Origin of the sequence: Escherichia albertii, from assembly GCF_028622335.1 — a bacterium.
GTDB lineage: Bacteria > Pseudomonadota > Gammaproteobacteria > Enterobacterales > Enterobacteriaceae > Escherichia > Escherichia albertii.
Genome location: NZ_CP117568.1, coordinates 3,307,092 through 3,325,656 on the forward strand (window position 1 = coordinate 3,307,092; position 18,565 = coordinate 3,325,656).

The 18,565-nt window shown below is 50.7% G+C and carries 20 protein-coding genes and 1 riboswitch; of the genes, 6 read left to right on the forward strand and 14 right to left on the reverse strand.

Features of this window, described 5'->3' with window-relative positions; translation table 11 throughout:
* The first annotated feature begins 104 nt into the window (after positions 1 to 104).
* Positions 105 to 1,736, forward strand: a complete 1,632-nt coding sequence (locus PS053_RS16070) for a Na/Pi cotransporter family protein (RefSeq protein WP_059228361.1) — start codon at positions 105 to 107, stop codon at positions 1,734 to 1,736.
* 89 nt (positions 1,737 to 1,825) lie between these two features.
* On the opposite strand, the gene pepE is transcribed toward PS053_RS16070, so the two are convergent.
* The 9 genes from pepE to PS053_RS16120 form a co-directional block, all read right to left on the reverse strand.
* Positions 1,826 to 2,515 (reverse strand): dipeptidase PepE, encoded by a 690-nt coding sequence (gene pepE / locus PS053_RS16075; RefSeq protein WP_000421745.1) that lies wholly within the window; start codon positions 2,513 to 2,515, stop codon positions 1,826 to 1,828.
* Positions 2,516 to 2,819: 304 nt separating this feature from the next.
* Positions 2,820 to 3,632, reverse strand: a complete 813-nt coding sequence (locus tag PS053_RS16085; RefSeq protein ID WP_044713118.1) for a shikimate 5-dehydrogenase — start codon at positions 3,630 to 3,632, stop codon at positions 2,820 to 2,822.
* Positions 3,625 to 4,854, reverse strand: a complete 1,230-nt coding sequence (gene sorE / locus PS053_RS16090) for an L-sorbose 1-phosphate reductase (RefSeq protein WP_000858538.1) — start codon at positions 4,852 to 4,854, stop codon at positions 3,625 to 3,627. The genes PS053_RS16085 and sorE overlap by 8 nt, the downstream gene beginning before the upstream one ends.
* Positions 4,855 to 4,905: 51 nt before the next feature.
* Complete coding sequence (locus tag PS053_RS16095; RefSeq protein ID WP_000437898.1) at positions 4,906 to 5,730, reverse strand: PTS system mannose/fructose/sorbose family transporter subunit IID; 825 nt, start codon at positions 5,728 to 5,730, stop codon at positions 4,906 to 4,908.
* Between the two features lie 10 nt (positions 5,731 to 5,740).
* Positions 5,741 to 6,538 carry a PTS mannose/fructose/sorbose transporter subunit IIC gene (locus PS053_RS16100; RefSeq protein WP_000406328.1) on the reverse strand — a complete coding sequence of 266 codons (798 nt, stop codon included), beginning with the start codon at positions 6,536 to 6,538 and terminating at the stop codon, positions 5,741 to 5,743.
* Between the two features lie 65 nt (positions 6,539 to 6,603).
* Complete coding sequence (locus PS053_RS16105) at positions 6,604 to 7,098, reverse strand: PTS sugar transporter subunit IIB (RefSeq protein WP_000705126.1); 495 nt, start codon at positions 7,096 to 7,098, stop codon at positions 6,604 to 6,606.
* Complete coding sequence (locus PS053_RS16110; protein WP_059216885.1) at positions 7,098 to 7,505, reverse strand: mannose/fructose/sorbose PTS transporter subunit IIA; 408 nt, start codon at positions 7,503 to 7,505, stop codon at positions 7,098 to 7,100. The genes PS053_RS16105 and PS053_RS16110 overlap by 1 nt, the downstream gene beginning before the upstream one ends.
* 9 nt (positions 7,506 to 7,514) lie before the next feature.
* Positions 7,515 to 8,309 (reverse strand): SDR family oxidoreductase, encoded by a 795-nt coding sequence (locus tag PS053_RS16115; protein WP_024165380.1) that lies wholly within the window; start codon positions 8,307 to 8,309, stop codon positions 7,515 to 7,517.
* 69 nt (positions 8,310 to 8,378) lie between these two features.
* On the reverse strand, positions 8,379 to 9,326 hold the full coding sequence (locus tag PS053_RS16120; protein ID WP_024165024.1) for a sugar-binding transcriptional regulator: 948 nt from the start codon (positions 9,324 to 9,326) through the stop codon (positions 8,379 to 8,381).
* Between the two features lie 348 nt (positions 9,327 to 9,674).
* Between PS053_RS16120 and rluF the strand changes: the two genes are divergently transcribed.
* Positions 9,675 to 10,547 carry a 23S rRNA pseudouridine(2604) synthase RluF gene (gene rluF, locus PS053_RS16125; protein WP_137651043.1) on the forward strand — a complete coding sequence of 291 codons (873 nt, stop codon included), beginning with the start codon at positions 9,675 to 9,677 and terminating at the stop codon, positions 10,545 to 10,547.
* Here rluF and PS053_RS16130 read toward each other — a convergent pair whose 3' ends face one another.
* Both PS053_RS16130 and lysC read right to left on the reverse strand, forming a co-directional pair.
* Positions 10,548 to 10,820, reverse strand: coding sequence for a YjbD family protein (locus tag PS053_RS16130; protein ID WP_001207638.1), 273 nt, complete (start codon positions 10,818 to 10,820; stop codon positions 10,548 to 10,550).
* Positions 10,821 to 11,152: 332 nt separating this feature from the next.
* The gene (gene lysC, locus PS053_RS16135) at positions 11,153 to 12,502 is read right to left on the reverse strand and encodes a lysine-sensitive aspartokinase 3 (RefSeq protein ID WP_256878779.1); all 1,350 of its coding nucleotides are present in this window, start codon (positions 12,500 to 12,502) and stop codon (positions 11,153 to 11,155) included.
* 90 nt (positions 12,503 to 12,592) lie between these two features.
* Positions 12,593 to 12,789, reverse strand: a riboswitch (Lysine riboswitch).
* Positions 12,790 to 13,111: 322 nt separating this feature from the next.
* On the opposite strand from lysC, the gene pgi reads away from it, so the two are divergent.
* Both pgi and PS053_RS16145 read left to right on the forward strand, forming a co-directional pair.
* Positions 13,112 to 14,761 carry a glucose-6-phosphate isomerase gene (gene pgi, locus PS053_RS16140; RefSeq protein WP_059225280.1) on the forward strand — a complete coding sequence of 550 codons (1,650 nt, stop codon included), beginning with the start codon at positions 13,112 to 13,114 and terminating at the stop codon, positions 14,759 to 14,761.
* 79 nt (positions 14,762 to 14,840) lie between these two features.
* Complete coding sequence (locus tag PS053_RS16145) at positions 14,841 to 15,131, forward strand: hypothetical protein (protein ID WP_123057923.1); 291 nt, start codon at positions 14,841 to 14,843, stop codon at positions 15,129 to 15,131.
* Here PS053_RS16145 and PS053_RS16150 read toward each other — a convergent pair.
* Positions 15,013 to 15,291: a hypothetical protein gene (locus PS053_RS16150; protein WP_059260031.1), complete on the reverse strand. Its 279-nt coding sequence runs from the start codon at positions 15,289 to 15,291 to the stop codon at positions 15,013 to 15,015. The two genes, PS053_RS16145 and PS053_RS16150, sit on opposite strands and share 119 nt — an antisense overlap.
* 15 nt (positions 15,292 to 15,306) lie before the next feature.
* On the opposite strand from PS053_RS16150, the gene PS053_RS16155 reads away from it, so the two are divergent.
* Both PS053_RS16155 and psiE read left to right on the forward strand, forming a co-directional pair.
* A complete protein-coding gene (locus PS053_RS16155; protein ID WP_010341749.1) occupies positions 15,307 to 15,435 on the forward strand; it encodes a hypothetical protein in 129 nt (42 codons plus the stop codon).
* A gap of 146 nt (positions 15,436 to 15,581) precedes the next feature.
* Positions 15,582 to 15,992 (forward strand): phosphate-starvation-inducible protein PsiE, encoded by a 411-nt coding sequence (gene psiE / locus PS053_RS16160; protein WP_000202962.1) that lies wholly within the window; start codon positions 15,582 to 15,584, stop codon positions 15,990 to 15,992.
* 93 nt (positions 15,993 to 16,085) lie between these two features.
* Here the strand turns inward: psiE and malG are convergent, their stop codons facing one another.
* Positions 16,086 to 16,976: a maltose ABC transporter permease MalG gene (gene malG / locus PS053_RS16165; protein WP_059216890.1), complete on the reverse strand. Its 891-nt coding sequence runs from the start codon at positions 16,974 to 16,976 to the stop codon at positions 16,086 to 16,088.
* 14 nt (positions 16,977 to 16,990) lie between these two features.
* The gene (gene malF / locus PS053_RS16170) at positions 16,991 to 18,535 is read right to left on the reverse strand and encodes a maltose ABC transporter permease MalF (protein WP_256878778.1); all 1,545 of its coding nucleotides are present in this window, start codon (positions 18,533 to 18,535) and stop codon (positions 16,991 to 16,993) included.
* Positions 18,536 to 18,565 lie beyond the last annotated feature (30 nt).

An 18,565-nucleotide genomic window follows, 5' to 3' on the forward strand; every position in this document is an offset into this window, starting at 1 on the left:
CAAAAGTCACAACAAAGATGACGGTTTATGGTGGTGATGCGTTTCCAGACCTGGGGTTATCTATTGGTTTCAGGAACATATAACGATAAGGAGAACCTGAACTCGTGTTAACACTGCTTCACCTGCTTTCTGCCGTCGCCCTGTTGGTTTGGGGAACGCATATTGTTCGAACGGGCGTGATGCGCGTCTTTGGCGCTCGGTTGCGAACTGTGCTTAGCCGAAGTGTTGAGAAAAAGTCGCTCGCCTTCTGCGCGGGGATCGGCGTTACCGCACTGGTGCAGAGCAGTAATGCCACCACTATGCTGGTCACCTCGTTCGTCGCCCAGGATCTGGTCGCTCTCGCGCCTGCGCTGGTGATTGTGCTGGGGGCCGATGTCGGAACGGCGCTAATGGCTCGGGTCCTCACCTTCGATTTATCCTGGCTGTCGCCGCTACTCATTTTTATCGGCGTGATTTTTTTCCTCGGACGCAAGCAGTCACGCGCCGGACAACTGGGGCGCGTCGGTATTGGTCTTGGGCTGATTTTGCTGGCACTGGAGTTGATTGTGCAGGCCGTCACGCCAATCACTCAGGCTAATGGCGTTCAGGTGATCTTTGCCTCGCTGACTGGCGATATTTTACTGGATGCGCTAATTGGCGCGATGTTCGCGATTATCAGTTATTCCAGCCTTGCCGCTGTGCTGCTGACGGCCACCCTGACTACTGCGGGGATTATCTCGTTCCCGGTGGCGCTCTGTCTGGTGATTGGCGCTAACCTCGGCTCCGGTCTGCTGGCAATGCTCAACAACAGCGCCGCCAATGCTGCCGCGCGCCGTGTTGCGTTGGGTAGCCTGTTGTTCAAGCTGGTGGGTAGCTTGATTATCCTGCCGTTTGTCCATGTTCTGGCTGAATCAATGGATAAACTGCCTTTGCCAAAAGCGGAACTGGTTATCTATTTTCATGTCTTCTACAACCTCGTTCGTTGCCTGGTCATGCTGCCGTTTGTTGACCCGATGGCGCGATTCTGTAAAACCATTATTCGCGATGAACCGGAACTGGATACCCAACTAAGGCCGAAACATCTGGACGTTAGCGCACTGGACACGCCGACTCTTGCTCTGGCGAATGCCGCCCGTGAAACACTGCGTATCGGTGACGCGATGGAACAGATGATGGAAGGGTTGAATAAAGTGATGCACGGCGAGCCGCGTGAAGAGAAAGAACTGCGTAAGCTGGCGGATGATATCAACGTGCTCTATACCGCTATTAAGCTCTATCTGGCGCGGATGCCGAAGGAAGAACTGGCTGAGGAGGAGTCGCGCCGCTGGGCGGAGATTATTGAGATGGCGCTCAACCTTGAGCAGGCCTCCGATATTGTCGAGCGCATGGGGAGTGAAATCGCCGACAAATCGCTGGCAGCGCGGCGGGCATTTTCGATTGATGGGTTGAAAGAACTGGACGCGCTCTATGAGCAATTGCTCAGTAATTTAAAACTGGCAATGTCGGTTTTCTTCTCTGGCGATGTCACCAGCGCCCGTCGTTTACGCCGCAGCAAGCATCGTTTTCGCATTCTTAATCGCCGCTATTCCCATGCTCACGTTGATCGTTTGCATCAACAAAACGTGCAAAGTATTGAAACCAGTTCGTTGCATTTAGGCTTGCTGGGAGATATGCAGCGTCTGAACTCGCTGTTTTGTTCGGTCGCTTACAGTGTGCTGGAACAACCAGATGAAGATGAAGGACGGGACGAGTATTAATACCGTGACTCTGTAAGCCTGATAAGACGCATAAAGCGTCGCATCAGGCACTGTGTACAAAATGCCGGATCATGCATCCGGCAATTTACTTAAAAACGGTGTCCAGCTTCCAGCGGAACCGCTTCTTCTCCAGCCTTAAACACGTAGGTGGTATTTGGGCCACCCAGCGTCGCCTGACCTTTGCTCACCGTAATCCAGTTACCTTCCGGCAGACCAATAATCGTCAGTTCTGGCGCGACCACCAGCAGTTCACGAATACGCTGCTCACGGGTTTCACCTTTATGGCCTTCCGGCAAGGCATTGGTGAAGTGTGGGTTAATTTGCAGCGGGAACAGATTCAGCGCATCGAAACCTTGCGGATCGACAATCGGCATATCGTTGGTGGTACGAATGGTTGGGCAAGCAAGGTTAGCGCCTGCGCTCCAGCCAATATACAGCGCGCCACGTTTAACCACGTCAGTAATGGGGGCCAGCAGCCCGCGCTCGCGGCACTGTTTCAGCAACTGAAAAGTATTGCCGCCGCCAACAATGACGATCTCCGCATTTTCAATGGCGGCAACAGGATCGGCAACGCTATGAATACCGGTGACAGAAACACCCAGCGGAGCGAGAACTTCAGCCGTTTTGGCTGTGTAATCATCCCAGGTTTGCGTAACGCCAGCGAAAGGAATAAACACCGCGGAATGGCGACCTTGCAACTGTTCAGCAATCAGCGGCAGCGCATGTTCCAGCCAGGCCTTGCCCGGCAGCGTCGAGTTACTCAATAAAAGCAGTTCCATTACTTCTCCGGTTCGTAAGAAAACACGGGAGGCATGCTACCACTCTGATTTTAATCGCTTAATGATATGGCTCACGATGTCGCGCATTGCACCAGCCGTTCTGAGGATGGTTGGCAGACAAGGCGTTGAGACTGGTGATAAACATCAAATTGCCTGATGCGCTACGCTTATCAGGCCTACACGGTAATTGCAATATATTGAATTATCAGGATTATGTAGGCCGGATAAGGCGTTGACGCCGCATCCGGCATGAACAACGCGTATTTTGCCAACAACCTGAGCGCCGGTTAAGGCGCTGATGTTTCTATCCTTTTCGTGCAAATTGTGCAGCTTCAGCAATCAACTGCGTATCGGGCCGCACGCCGGTATACATCGCAAATTGCTCGACGGCCTGTAAGGCTATCACCTCTGCACCGCTGATCGTCTGCTTATCAAGCTGCTGCGCCAGGCGAATCAGCGGCGTTTCCGGTGGTAATGCCACAACGTCAAAAACGACGCTTGCCGCAGAGACCATCGCCTCGCTGAAGGCCAGCTCATGACTCTCTTTACCACCGCTCATGCCGACAGGGGTCACGTTAACCAGAATATCGCAGTCGATTCCTTCTGGCTGTGGTTGCCACTGAAAGCCATACTGCTTTGCCAGCGCCGGGCCGCTCTCGTGGTTGCGGGCAGCAATGATGACATCGGAAAACCCCGCGTCGCGAAAGGCGGCAATTACCGCTTTGCCCATGCCGCCGCTACCACGAATCATCACCCGTTTGGTGGTATTGAGCTGGTGGTGAATAATCAGGCTTTTCACCGCGATGTAGTCAGTGTTAAACCCGATCAGCTTGCCGTTGTCATTCACGATGGTATTCACAGAATCAATGACCTTTGCCGAGGGATCGATAGCATCGAGAAAGGACATACAGCTTTCTTTAAACGGCATCGACACGGCACAGCCGCGAATACCTAATGCGCGAACACCTTTCACCGCCGCCTCAATATCCTGGGTGGTGAACGCTTTGTAGATGAAATTCAGCCCCAGCTTTTCATACAGATAATTGTGAAAACGCGTGCCGAAGTTGCCGGGTCGCCCAGCCAGCGACATACAGAGTTGAGTATCGCGATTAATCATGGGAAATCGCCTCGGCATGGGCGAGCAGATATTGTTCCGCCTCACCGGACCAGACTCCCCGATGACGCGCCAGGATCGCTGCCAGTGCTTCATCCTGTATTTGTGTGAGTGAGGTCAGCGGCAGGTTTTTTCCGGTATACACCAGTTTTTTCCCGCCGCCGACGGCAGGCAATTCAAGCGTGGTTTCGCCCGCGGCATTCAGCCCAAGAATATGTGTCACCACTTTTGCGGCCTGCACTTTTTTCTCTTCGATCAGTTTGACCGCGGCGCGCATGTCATCGGTATTGCCGCCCGACGTGCCTACATAATGGGTAAAGGCATAATGTACATCGTAGAAATTAATCGGCGCGCTGAAGTGTTTATCCTGCGGTCCGGCGAAGAAATTCATACAGCCATCAGCCGCCAGTAAGGAAGAGGCGAGGGTGACAAGCTGTTCGTTCGGCACAAAGACAAAAATATCATCAAAGCCGTGACCACCGCTCAGCGCCATTAATGTCTCGTACGAAGTATCAGCGGCATTGAGGTAGTGAATCAGTGTTTGTGGCTCTGAAGGGTAATGCTTGCGAGCGTAGTTCAGTTTGTCGTTATTAATATCGGTGACAATCAGCAGTGATGGGTTAATCGGTCCATGCAACGCGTAGTCTATCGCCAGCAGCCCCATCGGGCCGGTGCCGCCGAGGATTAGCGTGCGTCCTTGCGGGCGAATCCCCATCGTGTGGTTATAGGTGCCTTCCTGAAGATGATAGTTGGCGTTGAACGCGCCAATCACGCAGGAAAGCGGTTCAACCAGCGAGCCTTCAAAGTAAGTTTCGCCTTCATATGCCAGCAGGCAATCCTGTGCCATGACCTCATTTGGGATAACTACATGCGTTGCTTCGCCACCCACCCACGGAAAGGAATAACCGGGGCAGTCCGGGCTGTCCGGCAGTTGCAGGTTAGCCTGAATCACATAGCGCTGGCCTGGTTGAAATTTGTGCTGCCACTTTTTACCTACAGCGATAATGTCGCCGCAAAATTCATGGCCGATAATGATGGGATGGGTCGCCACATCGTTGGGCACTTTTTTATGGTCTTCACCCAGATTGGCCTCTTTCCAGGAAGAGAGGCACAGGCTGTCGGTGACCACCGTAGCAAGGATTTCATCCTCCTGCATTTCAGGAAGATCAAAGGTTTCCAGGCGTAAATCACGTTTACCATAAAGACGCAGAGCTGTTGTTTTCATAAACCACCTCATGTTGAGCGATGGCCCCGACGGTTACGTCGGGGCGAAGAATCAGGACAGGAAGCCCAGCGCATTACCGATAATCCCTAAGCCAAACAGGGCGAAGATCAGCCATACCGGGTTAATTTTTTTGTTGAGCAGACGTACCATCAGCAGCGTCAGCCCCAGTGCCAGCAGGCCGGGACAGAGCTGGTCGAGGATGTTTTGCACGGTCATGGTGATGGTGGAGCCATCAGCGCCAGGCGTTTGTGAAACCACCAGCGGCACGCTGATCGACGTCCATTTAGTGACCAGCACGCCCATCACAAACAGACCAAGAATTGAGGCGCCTTCGGTGAGTTTTTGCAGCAAATTACCGCCCATGTCGCTGACGATATTTACTCCTTTACGAAAGCCCAGTTGCAGCCCATACCATTTCATGGCCAGACGAACTGCATTGAAAATAAAGAAAAACAGTAGCGGGCCGAGAATGTTGCCGGACAGCGCCAGCGATGCGCCGAGCGCTGCGGTAATCGGGCGCAGCGTTCCCCAGACCAGCGGATCGCCAACCCCTGCCAGCGGCCCCATCAGGCCGACTTTGATGCCGTTAATGGTGCCGTCATCAATTTCTGCACCATTGGCCCGCGCCTCTTCCATGGCGGCAGTGACGCCGATGACCGGGCCACACACGGCTGGCGTGGTGTTGAAGAACACCAGGTGTCGCCTGAGCGCTGCAACCTGATCTTCTTTTAATGGGTAGAGTCGCTTGATGGCGGGGATCATGTCGTAGCAAAAACCCAGCCCGTGAATACGTTCAAAGTTAAATGATGCCTGTTGCAGGTTGGAGCGCAGAAACATGCTCACCAGATCGCTGCGTGTAATTTTTCTCTGTTCCATGATGGCTCCGTTAATCGTCAAGTTGGTCAAGAGCGGTAGGGGAAGCGGCTTGTGTTTGCGGTTCGGCTTTACGCCACTGCGGATTTAGCTGGATGTAGACCAGGGCCATGATCACGCCGACGCCACCGAAAGCCAGCAGGCTGAGATCGAGATAGCCACCTGCCAGGAAGCCGAGGAAGAAGAAAGGCATTAAATATTTCACGCCCATCATGCGTAGTACCATGGCGTAACCGACCACCACGATAAAACCGCCAGCAATCTGTAATCCACGGGTTACAAATTCAGGAATGGCATTCAACATATTGCTTACCATATCGGCGCTGACGAACAGAGAGACTATGAGCGCCGGAATCGCGACGCGTAATGCCTGAACCCCAAGCGCAGAGACATGCAGAATGTCGATAGTGCGAAAGCGCGCGTCTTCTGCGGCTTTGTCTGCCGCATGTTGAAACACCACAGTGATGGTACGGGCAAACACGGTCAGTACCTGACCCGCAGCCGCTACAGGCAGTGCGATAGCGATGCCGGTGGCGATGCTTTGTTGACCAACAATAACCAGAATGGCGGAGATAATGCTGGCGAGCGCTGAATCAGGAGATTGCGCCGCACCGACGTTCATCCAGCCAAGGGCTATCAATTCCAGCGTGCCGCCGAGCATAATTCCGGTTTTTAAATCACCGAGAATTAAACCAATCACCGTACAGGCGATAAGTGGACGGTGAGTCTGAAATTCATCCAGTACGCTGCCCATTCCGGCAATACAGGAAAATAAAAATATGGCGATAATTTGTAGGGTACTAATTTCCATAATTTTTCACCTTATAAGTGTGATCATCCCTGCCTGTTAAAGCATAAATACACAGGCACTATTTTTTATTCAGTGGTTGTATATTCTTTTAATTTATCAATGATATTAATTGATGGATCGGACGCGACTACACGTAAATCTAATTTCACGCCTGATTTATCCAGTTCATTAAATGCGTTAATATCATCTTCATCTAATGACACCGCTTTGGTTAACTGTTTTTTCCCAGGTCGCCAGGCCATCCCTCCAATATTTAACACATCAATTTTGACGCCTTGTTTAACCATCGTCAGAGCATCTTGTGGATTGGTAAAAAGATAAAAAACCGTTTCGTCTTTATATTGTGGGTTATGGTAAACCGCGACGGCTTTTTCGATATTTACGACATTCACTTTCATTCCCGGTGGGGCGGCCTGGCGTAATAATGTCCGGCGTACTTCATCGTTAAAAACATCGTCATTACAGATGATAATCCGCTGGGCATTTGCGACTTTCGACCAGACGGTAGTGACCTGACCGTGGATCAGGCGGTCATCAATACGGGCAAGAGTAATCTTCATCAGAACTCCTCCTCAGTTGTTGTTGGTTGCTGCCAGACAACACAGGTTTGTGAGGCGATTTGTGTCAGGTGTTCACACAATTCATCAACGTTCATACTGCTTTGGTTGTCTACCAGTTCGAGCGCCAGAGGTAGTGATAAACCGCTAATTACGCGTAGACGTGGATTTTGCATTGCCAGCGTGGCAGCCGCATTCCACGGGCTGCCGCACTGTAAGTCCACGGCAATCAGCCACTCATCTTGAGTGTGTGTGCTTACTAACTTTTCAAGCTTCGTCACGATATCACTGGCGTTTTCGCCGGGGATAAATTCAACGGCTTCGACCCTGACATCGCCGTACACCATCTGGACCGATTCGAGCATGGCACAGGCCAATTTGCCGTGGGCGCAGAAGATTGCATTAACCATATTGCCTCCTTAACCGCGTGTTTTGCCGCCCGCAATGTTAGTGGTCACTCCGGTAATATAACTGGCACGTTCAGACAACAGATAACACACGAAATCAGCCACTTCGGCGAGTCGTCCTGAACGCCCGATGGGAATTGAGTTCTTGCTGTAGCCTTCGCGGAGTTGTTCGACAGTGATATTACGTGTCCATGCCAGCGCTTCTTCATATTCGGGGGTACGTAGTCCGGTTTTTTCCAGAATCCCCGGCGCAATACCGACCACACGGATACCATGCTTACCCAGTTCTTTTGCCCATGAGCGGGTAAAACTGTTCAGTGCGGCTTTGGTCGCGGCGTAGCAACTTTGGCCTTCGGAGCCTTCCAGACCACTTTCGGAAGAGACGTTTACAATCACGCCATCCCGCTGTTTTACCATCTGGCGTGCCACTGCTTGCGACATCAAGAACACACCTTTCTGGTTGATATTGACCATTTTTTCGAATGCAGCCTCGTTGAGTTCATACTTTCCTGCCGGGGCTTTTTCATCCACTAAAAGACGTGGAAAGTTCACACCAGCGTTATTGACCAGACCATCAATCCGCCCAAAGCGCTGAATTATTTGTGCAACAGTGTTATTTACTTGTTGAGCACAAGAAATATCTGTTGGCCAGAATTGATAGTCATGGTTATGTTCGCCAGCATGAATATCCACAACCTGGACATTCGCACCTTGTGCTAATAACTCCTCAACAATGGCATAACCAATTCCCGATGTTCCACCGGTCACAATAATTATCTTGCCTGCTAAATTTAACCATGTTTGCATCATTTTCTCTCCATGTAGATAAAGTGATCCCCCATAAAATGAATTATGTCGAATCAGAATAAATAGTGTTTATTGCAACAGTAATTCGGCTGTTTGGCAATTGGTAACTAAGCAATTAATATATTTACCGCGTAACGCGCCAAGAATTCCACTCAGCTTTTCTTCTCCCATGGCTATGCCAATCGAGTAACGTGCGTTCTTTAATTTATGGATTTCGATAGATAATGTTTTTTCGTTTATCTGAGTCTCTACGGTTACACCATTAATATCATAAAAGCGGGAACAGATATCGCCCGCAATTTGCCCTGCGTATAAATCGTCACTCTCTTCCCGACCATAAAAGGCGTGCCAGTTCGCACCGTCGCGTATTGCGGGCGAACCAATCCCAACTAACGCGATATCAATATTATTCCAGTAATCCGCAATAGTGCGAAAATGTTGTGATTGCATAATGCCGTTACGAATCAAAGCATTATCCAGTAATGCTGGAAAATCGGCGAGATGAGACTCCCCTTTTAGTTTTGCCGCCGCGCCGTAGGTGAGGGTATTCACATGGTAACGGCTTTCCAGTTTTCCCGAGGGGCCGCCAATGATAGGCACACAAATATGCTGGCGTGACTGGTTGGTGGTCGAAAGCCCTTCAACCATCGCCCGCACTGCACGCCCCCAGGAAAAACCGATGATATCGCCGGGTTCCAGCAGCCGCTCCAACATTTGCGCCCCTTGTACACCCAGCATTGCCAGTTGCTCTTCTTCTTGTTCATGTTGGCAGGGCACCACTACCGCTTCTTTCAGGCCAAATTTGTGCTTTAACTGTTGTTCCAGCCACAAGTTCTCGTTGTAGTTGTAATTGATAGAGATGCTCACCACGCCCAGTTCACGGCCGCGTTTTAGCAGGCGACTGATGGTCGTGCGATAAATACCTAACTCGCGGGCGATTTGCGCCTGAGTCATTTCCTGATCGTAATAAAGCTGCGCGATTTTCACGATCAGGCGAATATCATCACCATTATCCACCGCCATTTTGGCCTCCTGCACATTTGTGCAAATCTCATTTTTTGCCGCTTGATCTGATATAACCTCATCAATAAGGCGTTTCAAAAGAATTTTTCACTATTTATCTGTAAAAAATGTGGGGTTAATTATGCACATTTGATTTTGTGCATGTTGCAGGTAAGCACAGATGTGCATCGATATTTAATTTATTGATATTTATGTATATTTATGGAGGTTCCAACAGGAACTATCGTTGTGGAATTTTGTGTAGAAAAGTGTGTCGGATCACAATTAATTTCATCATTATGGCGAATCGCTGTTTTTCCTGAGTCTGAGTCGGAGTATATTCCGCGGTTTACAGGAGAATTTATGCTGCCCGACTCATCAGTCCGTTTAAATAAATACATCAGCGAAAGCGGAATTTGCTCACGCCGCGAAGCGGATCGCTATATCGAGCAAGGCAATGTGTTCCTTAATGGCAAGCGTGCCACCATTGGCGATCAGGTAAATCCCGGCGACGTTGTAAAAGTAAACGGTCAGTTGATTGAGCCACGGGAAGCTGAAGATTTGGTGCTTATCGCCCTGAACAAGCCTGTGGGCATTGTCAGCACCACCGAAGATGGTGAGCGCGACAACATTGTCAATTTCGTCAACCATAGCAAACGCGTGTTCCCGATTGGTCGTCTGGATAAAGATTCTCAGGGGCTGATTTTCCTCACTAACCACGGCGATCTGGTCAATAAGATCCTGCGTGCCGGAAACGATCATGAAAAAGAGTATCTGGTGACAGTGGATAAACCGGTGACAGATGAGTTTGTCACCGGCATGGCGGCAGGTGTACCGATCCTCGGTACGGTAACTAAAAAGTGCAAAGTAAAAAAAGAAGCGCCGTTTGTCTTTCGTATTACGCTGGTACAGGGGTTGAATCGGCAGATCCGTCGCATGTGCGAATACTTTGGCTATGAAGTGAAAAAGCTGGAACGTACACGCATTATGAACGTCAGCTTAAGCGGTATTCCGTTGGGGGAGTGGCGCGATTTAACTGACGACGAACTCATCGAGCTCTTTAAGCTCATTGAAAATTCATCTTCCGGGACGAAGCCCAAAGCAAAGGCCAAACCGAAAACGACAGGTATCAAGCGCCCGGTGGTGAAGATGGAAAAAAAGGCGGAAAAAGGTAGTCGCCCGGCGTCAAATGGTAAACGTTTCACCTCGCCGGGGCGTAAAAAGAAAGGGCGTTAATTAGCGTCTGCCACGCGTCGACGTATTTGCTGACCAGCTAAATGACGCCTCGGGATCTGGTTTATAAGCCTGCTTTTTCTTCAACTGGCGGGCTTTTTTCGCTTCCGCTTCTCGTTCAACCATCAGCTTATCAATGTACTCTTTTTTAATGCTGTTGGTTTCCGAGTTGGTCAACACGCGACCATGCGCAATACGCGCCCGATCCAGTAGCGTCTTCAGTTCGCGTTGTTCGCGCTCAGTCATCTCTTTTTGGGTAATGCGGGGGAGTGCCATGATGGTGCCCTCAGTTAGCCAGAGAGGTCAGTGTACGGGAATACGGAACAGGCGGATAGCGCTCGATCTGCAATACACAAAAGATAAGGTTAATTTGTGAGTTAATCTTGCTGCTACACATCGTTGTTGAATATCGCTAAGGCCATAGAAAATAGTCCAGCCATGTTGTGTTTAAAAGAACTGGAAACGTTAGAAGCCACAACATTTCTTCGGTGTAAGAGGAAAGCGGCTGGAGTGTAGGGGGAGGTGTCAGGGCCCGGAGCGAGTATTGATGGTGGCAGTGACAGAGAAATAAAGACGGCCCGGGAGGTATCATCCGGGCCGTACTGCTTTTACTCAAACAAATTGCTATGTAACTTCTGCACAACCTGCTCTGCATCAGCGCCAGGCACCAGGAAGCACAAGTTATGGCTGGAAGCGCCGTAGCAGATCATGCGGATGTTGAACGGTTCCAGCACGCCGAACACTTCTTTGCCGACGCCGCAGGCTTTTAACAGGTTATTACCAATCAGCGCCACCAGTGCAAGGCTTTCTTCCACTTCTACCCGGCACAATGCCGAAAGTTCCATCAGCAGAGATTGCGTCAGTAATGTGTCGTCGGTGGAGGTCGAGCCGGTGGTGTCGAGAGTTAACGCAACGCTCACTTCGGAGGTCGTGATGAGATCCACCGAAATATTATGCCGCGCGAGGATGCCGAAAACCTCTGCGAGAAAACCACGGGAATGCAGCATATTCAGGCTATGCAAAGTTAATAGCGTTTGTTTACGGCGCAGGGCCAGTGCACGGAACAGTGGCGGATTTTCGGTTTTATTACATACCAGAGTACCACCAGCGCGAGGATCTTTGCTGGAGCCGACAAACACCGGAATATCACTGCGTACGGCGGGTAGTAATGTCGCTGGATGCAGCACTTTCGCGCCAAAGGTCGCCATTTCGGCGGCTTCTGCAAAGGCGATTTCATCAATGCGTCTGGCCTCTGGCACCACGCGTGGATCGGTAGTGTAAATGCCGGGGACATCAGTCCAGATGTCGACGCGAGCAGCGTTGAGCGCTTCTGCTAATAGCGCTGCTGTGTAATCACTACCGCCGCGCCCCAGTGTCGTAGTGCGACCTTTACTTTCACTACCGATAAATCCCTGGGTGATCACTAAGCCTTCGTTGAGACGTGGGATAAGTTGTTGCGTTGCAAGTTCTGCCAGCGCGGCAACATCTGGCTCCGCACGACCAAAACGATCGTTGGTACGCATCACTTTACGCACATCAAACCACTGCGCCTGAACTTCGCGTTCACGCAGGATTTCAACAAATAGTAGCGTGGACATTAATTCGCCGTGGCTGACCAGCTCATCCGTTAGCGCCGGAGACGTTGCCAGCGCCGCGGCTTCTGCCAGAACAGTAATATTCTCCAGCAGACGTTCAATCTCTTCTCGAATGACATTCGGGTAACGCAGACGTTCCAGAATGGCGAACTGAATATTACGAATGGCATCGAGTTTTTCGAATCGCTCGGCTGGCTCCAACCCTTCAGCCAACGCGACCAGAAGATTGGTGATTCCGGCAGACGCCGAGAGGACGACTAAACGCACATTGGTATCAGAAAGCACAATGTCAGCGCTACGGTTCATAGCGTCAAAATCAGCTACGCTAGTACCGCCAAATTTGGAAACAATAATTTCAGACATAACTACCTCGTGTCAGGGGATCCATTTTCAGCCTTGGCACAAGGGAAGAGCGGAAGACGGGTGGGCGCAGAGCGATAAACGCTACTATTTTCACCCAGAAGTGCTCCACCACTTGCGAAACGCCCGACTGCGAACGTTTCTGGTGACAGCCCAGGGGATTCAGCTCCTGTAGCCGATGATGAACGTAACCAGCCGTTCAATCACCTCGGCGATGCTCCCCCTCAGGTGTTATCACAGGACTGGTTCCTCCAACACCGTTACCTGGGCAACGCACCTCTTCTGGCTATTACCTTTGATTTTCGCGCAACCGCGTCACTGGCGTCATTCACTTGCCGCTTTGCTGTGGCGCAAAATGTTTTGGTAATACAAACCTGCGCAAGCGCAGGCTGTACAGTTATAAATAAAGGGTGAGCGTGGCGGTTGTCAACGATGGGGTCATGCGGATTTTTCATTCACTTCTGGCGGTCAGTAGTTGAGCTAATAAAAGCTTCACCGCGCTAAGGGTTTACACTCAACATAACGCTAACGGCACTAAAACAATCACATTTTTCTGAGACTGGCGCTACAATCTTCCACAGTCACAATTCTCAAATCAGAAGAGTATTGCTAATGAAAAACATTAATCCGACGCAGACCGCTGCCTGGCAGGCACTACAGAAACACTTCGATGAAATGAAAGACGTTACGATCGCCGATCTTTTTGCTAAAGACGGCGATCGTTTTTCTAAGTTCTCCGCAACTTTCGACGATCAGATGCTGGTGGATTATTCCAAAAACCGCATTACTGAAGAGACGCTGGCGAAATTACAAGATCTGGCGAAAGAGTGCGATCTGACGGGCGCGATTAAGTCGATGTTCTCTGGTGAGAAGATCAACCGCACCGAAAACCGCGCTGTGCTGCACGTCGCGTTGCGTAACCGTAGCAATACTCCGATTCTGGTTGATGGCAAAGATGTGATGCCGGAAGTCAACGCCGTGCTCGAGAAGATGAAAACCTTCTCGGAAGCGATTATTTCTGGTGAGTGGAAAGGCTATACCGGCAAAGCAATCACTGACGTGGTGAACATCGGTATCGGCGGTTCTGACCTTGGTCCGTACATGGTGACTGAAGCTCTGCGTCCGTACAAAAATCACCTGAACATGCACTTTGTTTCTAATGTCGATGGGACTCACATCGCGGAAGTGTTGAAAAAAGTAAACCCGGAAACGACTCTGTTCCTGGTAGCCTCTAAAACCTTCACCACTCAGGAAACCATGACCAACGCCCACAGCGCGCGTGATTGGTTCCTGAAAGCCGCAGGTGATGAAAAACACGTTGCGAAACACTTTGCAGCGCTCTCCACCAATGCGAAAGCCGTCGGCGAGTTTGGTATTGATACTGCCAACATGTTCGAGTTCTGGGACTGGGTCGGTGGTCGCTACTCTCTGTGGTCTGCGATTGGCCTGTCGATTGTTCTCTCCATTGGTTTTGATAACTTTGTTGAACTGCTTTCCGGCGCACACGCCATGGACAAGCACTTCTCCACCACGCCGGCGGAGAAGAACCTGCCTGTACTGCTGGCGCTGATCGGCATCTGGTACAACAATTTCTTTGGTGCGGAAACTGAAGCGATTCTGCCGTATGACCAGTATATGCACCGTTTCGCGGCGTACTTCCAGCAGGGCAATATGGAGTCCAACGGTAAGTACGTTGACCGTAACGGTAATGTAGTGAATTACCAGACTGGTCCGATTATCTGGGGTGAGCCAGGTACTAACGGTCAGCACGCGTTCTATCAGCTGATCCACCAGGGAACCAAAATGGTGCCGTGCGATTTCATCGCCCCGGCTATCACTCATAACCCACTCTCTGACCACCACCAGAAACTGCTGTCTAACTTCTTTGCTCAGACTGAAGCACTGGCGTTTGGTAAATCCCGCGAAGTGGTTGAGCAGGAATATCGCGATCAGGGTAAAGATCCGGCAACGCTTGACTACGTGGTGCCGTTCAAAGTGTTCGAAGGCAACCGTCCAACCAACTCTATTCTGCTGCGCGAAATCACTCCGTTCAGCCTCGGTGCGTTGATTGCGCTGTATGAGCACAAAATCTTTACTCAGGGCGTTATCCTGAACATCTTCACCTTCGACCAGTGGGGCGTTGAGCTGGGTAAACAACTGGCTAATCGTATTCTGCCGGAGCTGAAAGATGATAAAGCCATCAGCAGCCACGACAGCTCGACTAATGGCCTGATTAACCGTTATAAAGCCTGGCGCGGTTGATTAAATAACCTTCTGTAAAAATGCCGACGTTATGTCGGCATTTTTTTATTTAAATTTTCTTGTCGATAAATAAAAAATAATGAGTTCTGGCAATAGCTTTTACGGACAGATTTACGGCGGCTATTTCGACATGATGTTTGGTGTATCGGGGCGGGAGTTCCAGTTGTATGGCGTGCCCCATGACCGTCGCGTTAATTTCTGTGAAGTCATGGAAAAGGTGCCAGTATGTGTAACCACTGACACCTTTATTCTTAATGGCCTGTTGAGCCATCAGGAATGCAGTTTACCCCCGGTTTGCGATCTGGCGTGTAAAGGCGAAAACATTCTGTTTTCCTGTCCGTCGATATCGGTTGCAGGTCTGGTTGCCTGAGCGACTGGGCCATCATTGGGCTGGAGACATTGCTTTGCGGAAGAGCGGCTTTATCAGCAGTACCGAGTGGACCAGCAAAAGCAGGAAGAACAGAGACTGATAACAACAAAGCAGCAAAATAAGGCTTCATTTTTACCACCTTTATCAGGTTGCGTTTCATTTGTTCCAGAGGAACATGGTCGATTTTTCGCGCATTACTGGTGGCTGGGAATCACCCGAATGGGTGATTTTTGCAGTACAGGCTATGGTGCGGTTTGTCTTGCAGGATGCGCCGCCAGACGCGGCTTATCCGGCCTACGGGTAGGACGGATAAGGCGTTCACGCCGCATCCGGTGTTGGTTGGGAGATGCCCACTGAATCTAGGTTGAACAAAACATACACAAAAAATATAGATCCCCGTCACATTTTTGCGTTATACAGGAAGCTCGCCACTGAGAAGGAGTTGCTGCTATGACGTCGCTCACTCGTCCTCGCGTGGAGTTTATCTCCACTATTTTGCAATCCGTACTTAATCTTGGCCTGTTGTGTCTCGGCCTGATTTTGATCGTCTTCCTCGGCAAAGAAACGGTGCATCTGGCTGATGTGTTATTCGCGCCAGAACAGACCAGCAAATATGAGCTGGTGGAAGGGCTGGTGGTTTACTTTCTCTATTTCGAATTTATCGCACTGATTGTGAAGTACTTTCAGTCCGGTTTTCATTTTCCCTTACGTTACTTTGTCTATATCGGGATCACTGCCATTGTGCGCTTGATCATCGTCGATCATAAATCGCCACTGGATGTGTTGATCTACTCGGCGGCGATCCTGCTGCTGGTGATCACTCTGTGGCTGTGTAATTCGAAACGGCTGAAGCGGGAGTAAAAAAAGGCGCTCCGAAGAGCGCCGAATAACAGTCACAAGTTGGGATAACGTAAGTTGAGGGTGCAGCGGCATAACATTGACAGAACAACATCTTTAACCTTTCACACCACCTGCCGTCAGACCGTTGACCAGCCAGCGCTGAGCCAGCAAGAAGACGATGGTGATTGGTAAGGCAGACATCACGGCAGCGGCGGCAAAGTCGCCCCACAGGTAGTTTTGCGGGTTGAGGTATTGCTGCATACCCACGGCCAGGGTGTAGCTGTTCACGTCACGCAGTAACAGCGACGCGACCGGAACTTCGGTAATTGCGGCAATAAACGACAGGATGAACACTACCGCCAGAATCGGTACTGATAATGGCAACAGGACAAGGCGGAAAGCCTGCCACGGCGTTGCGCCATCCAGCGCTGCCGCTTCTTCCAGCGAGCCGTCGATCGTTTCGAAATAACCTTTAATCGTCCAGACGTGCAGCGCAATTCCGCCCAGGTAAGCGAAGATAACGCCGCCATGCGTATTCAGACCGATGAAGGGAATGTACTCACCCAGACGGTCAAACAACGCATACAACGCCACCAGTGAGAGCACCGCCGGGAACATCTGGAAAATCAGCATCCCCTTCAGTAATGTCGCTTTGCCTGGAAAGCGCATACGGGCGAAAGCGTAGGCGCAGGTGGTGGAGAGCGCCACAATGCCAATCGCGGAAATCCCGGCGACCTTTACCGAGTTCCACAGCCACAGCAGTACCGGGAATGGCGGTGGCGTAATGCGACCATCAGCCTGTTCCACACTAAAACCTAACGCCAGTTTCCAGTGATCCCAGGAGATTTGCTCCGGGATCAGGCTACCGGTGGCGAAGTTTCCCTGACGCAGCGAGATAGCGATGACCATCAGCAGCGGAAACATAATTGCCGCGATGAAAAGCAGTAGTAGCAGGTGAGTAATAAACAATCGTGCTTTTTGCGATTTTGGTTGGACCATTGCCATTTTCGTTATCTCCCTTAATCAAACTTCATTCGCGTGGCTTTCAGGTTCACTATCGCCAGCGCACCCACCAGCAAGAAGATCAGTGTGGCAATCGCCGCCGCCAGACCGAAGTCCTGACCACCGCCGCCTTCAAACGCGATACGGTAGGTGTAGTTAACGAGCAGGTCGGTATAACCGGCTGGCGTGGTCGTGCCAAGACGATCCGGGCCGCCGTTGGTCAACAGTTGAATCAGTACGAAGTTGTTAAAGTTAAAGGCGAAGCTGGCGATCATCAGCGGCGTCAGCGGCTTAATCAGCAGCGGCAGTGTAATCTTAAAGAAGTTCTGCAAGGGACCTGCGCCATCCATCGCTGAGGCTTCATACAGATCGTCAGGAATCGCTTTCAGCAAGCCCATGCAGAGGATCATCATGTACGGATAACCCAGCCAGGTGTTGACGATAATCAGCATCGTCCGTGCAGTGGTTGGATCGCTGAACCAGGCGGGTTTTACGCCAAACAGCGTGCTCAACATCATGTTGATTTCACCGAAGCTCTGGTTGAACAATCCCTTGAAAATCAAAATGGAAATAAACGATGGCACGGCATAGGGCAGAATCAGCAGGACGCGATAGACCGCTTTGCCGCGTAACGCTTCCCACTGCACCAGACAGGCCAGAACCATGCCGACCGCCACCGTTAAAAAGACGGTGATCAGCGAAAACACTACGGTCCAGACGAAAATGGCGAGGAACGGTTTCTGAATGCCTTCGTCGGTAAAGACTCGGGTAAAGTTTTTCCAGCCGGTGGTCACGGTGTAGCCCGGGCTTAGCTTTTCATCACCCCAGTGACCGTCGGCGGTAATAGGCTGGTAAAAACCAATTCGGTTATTCGGACGATATTTCACGCCGCTCTGGTTATTGGTCAGCGTACCATCCTCGCCGAGGATATAGAGTGGTTGTGTACCAGAGAACTGGCGCAGGGAACTCATAATCACTTTGTTGCCATCCGGCAGAATGGCGGTAATGTCGCTCAGCGCCTGACGATTCTGGGTTATCACGCGCAGATTCGCGCGCTCGCCTTCAGGCAGGGTGGCGCTTTCTTTCAGTTGCAGTTTGTGCTCGCCGCCAAATTTAAAAGCGTCTGAGAGATAATTCTTGCCGCTTTCGCCGTCGGTGAGTGCCAGTTGCCACTCATTACCTGCCGGATAAAGACCGAAGTTATAGGTTTTGCCCGCTTGCCAGGATCTATCCAACAACACTTCCTGGGCGCGTTCAAAAGTCAGTTGGTTGGTGCTGCTGTAGTTGGTAAAGGCAATGGCGATGGTACAAACCAGAGGGAAGAGGACGAATAGCCCCATCCCGGCCATTCCTGGATAAACATAGCGCCAGGCGTAGGCTTTACGATTGGCGAAAATATACAGTCCCGCAGAGCTCAAAATCAGCGTGGTAATAGCGAACAGGTACTCCCCTTGTGCGTACATTAAAACTACAAGGTAACCCACCAGCAGGCCGAGCAGACCTAACACTGACCATTTCAGCGCGTCGCTTTGCCACCAATGTTTCTTTTTAATGACATCCATGGGGTTTTTCCTCATTCCAGGACGGATAAA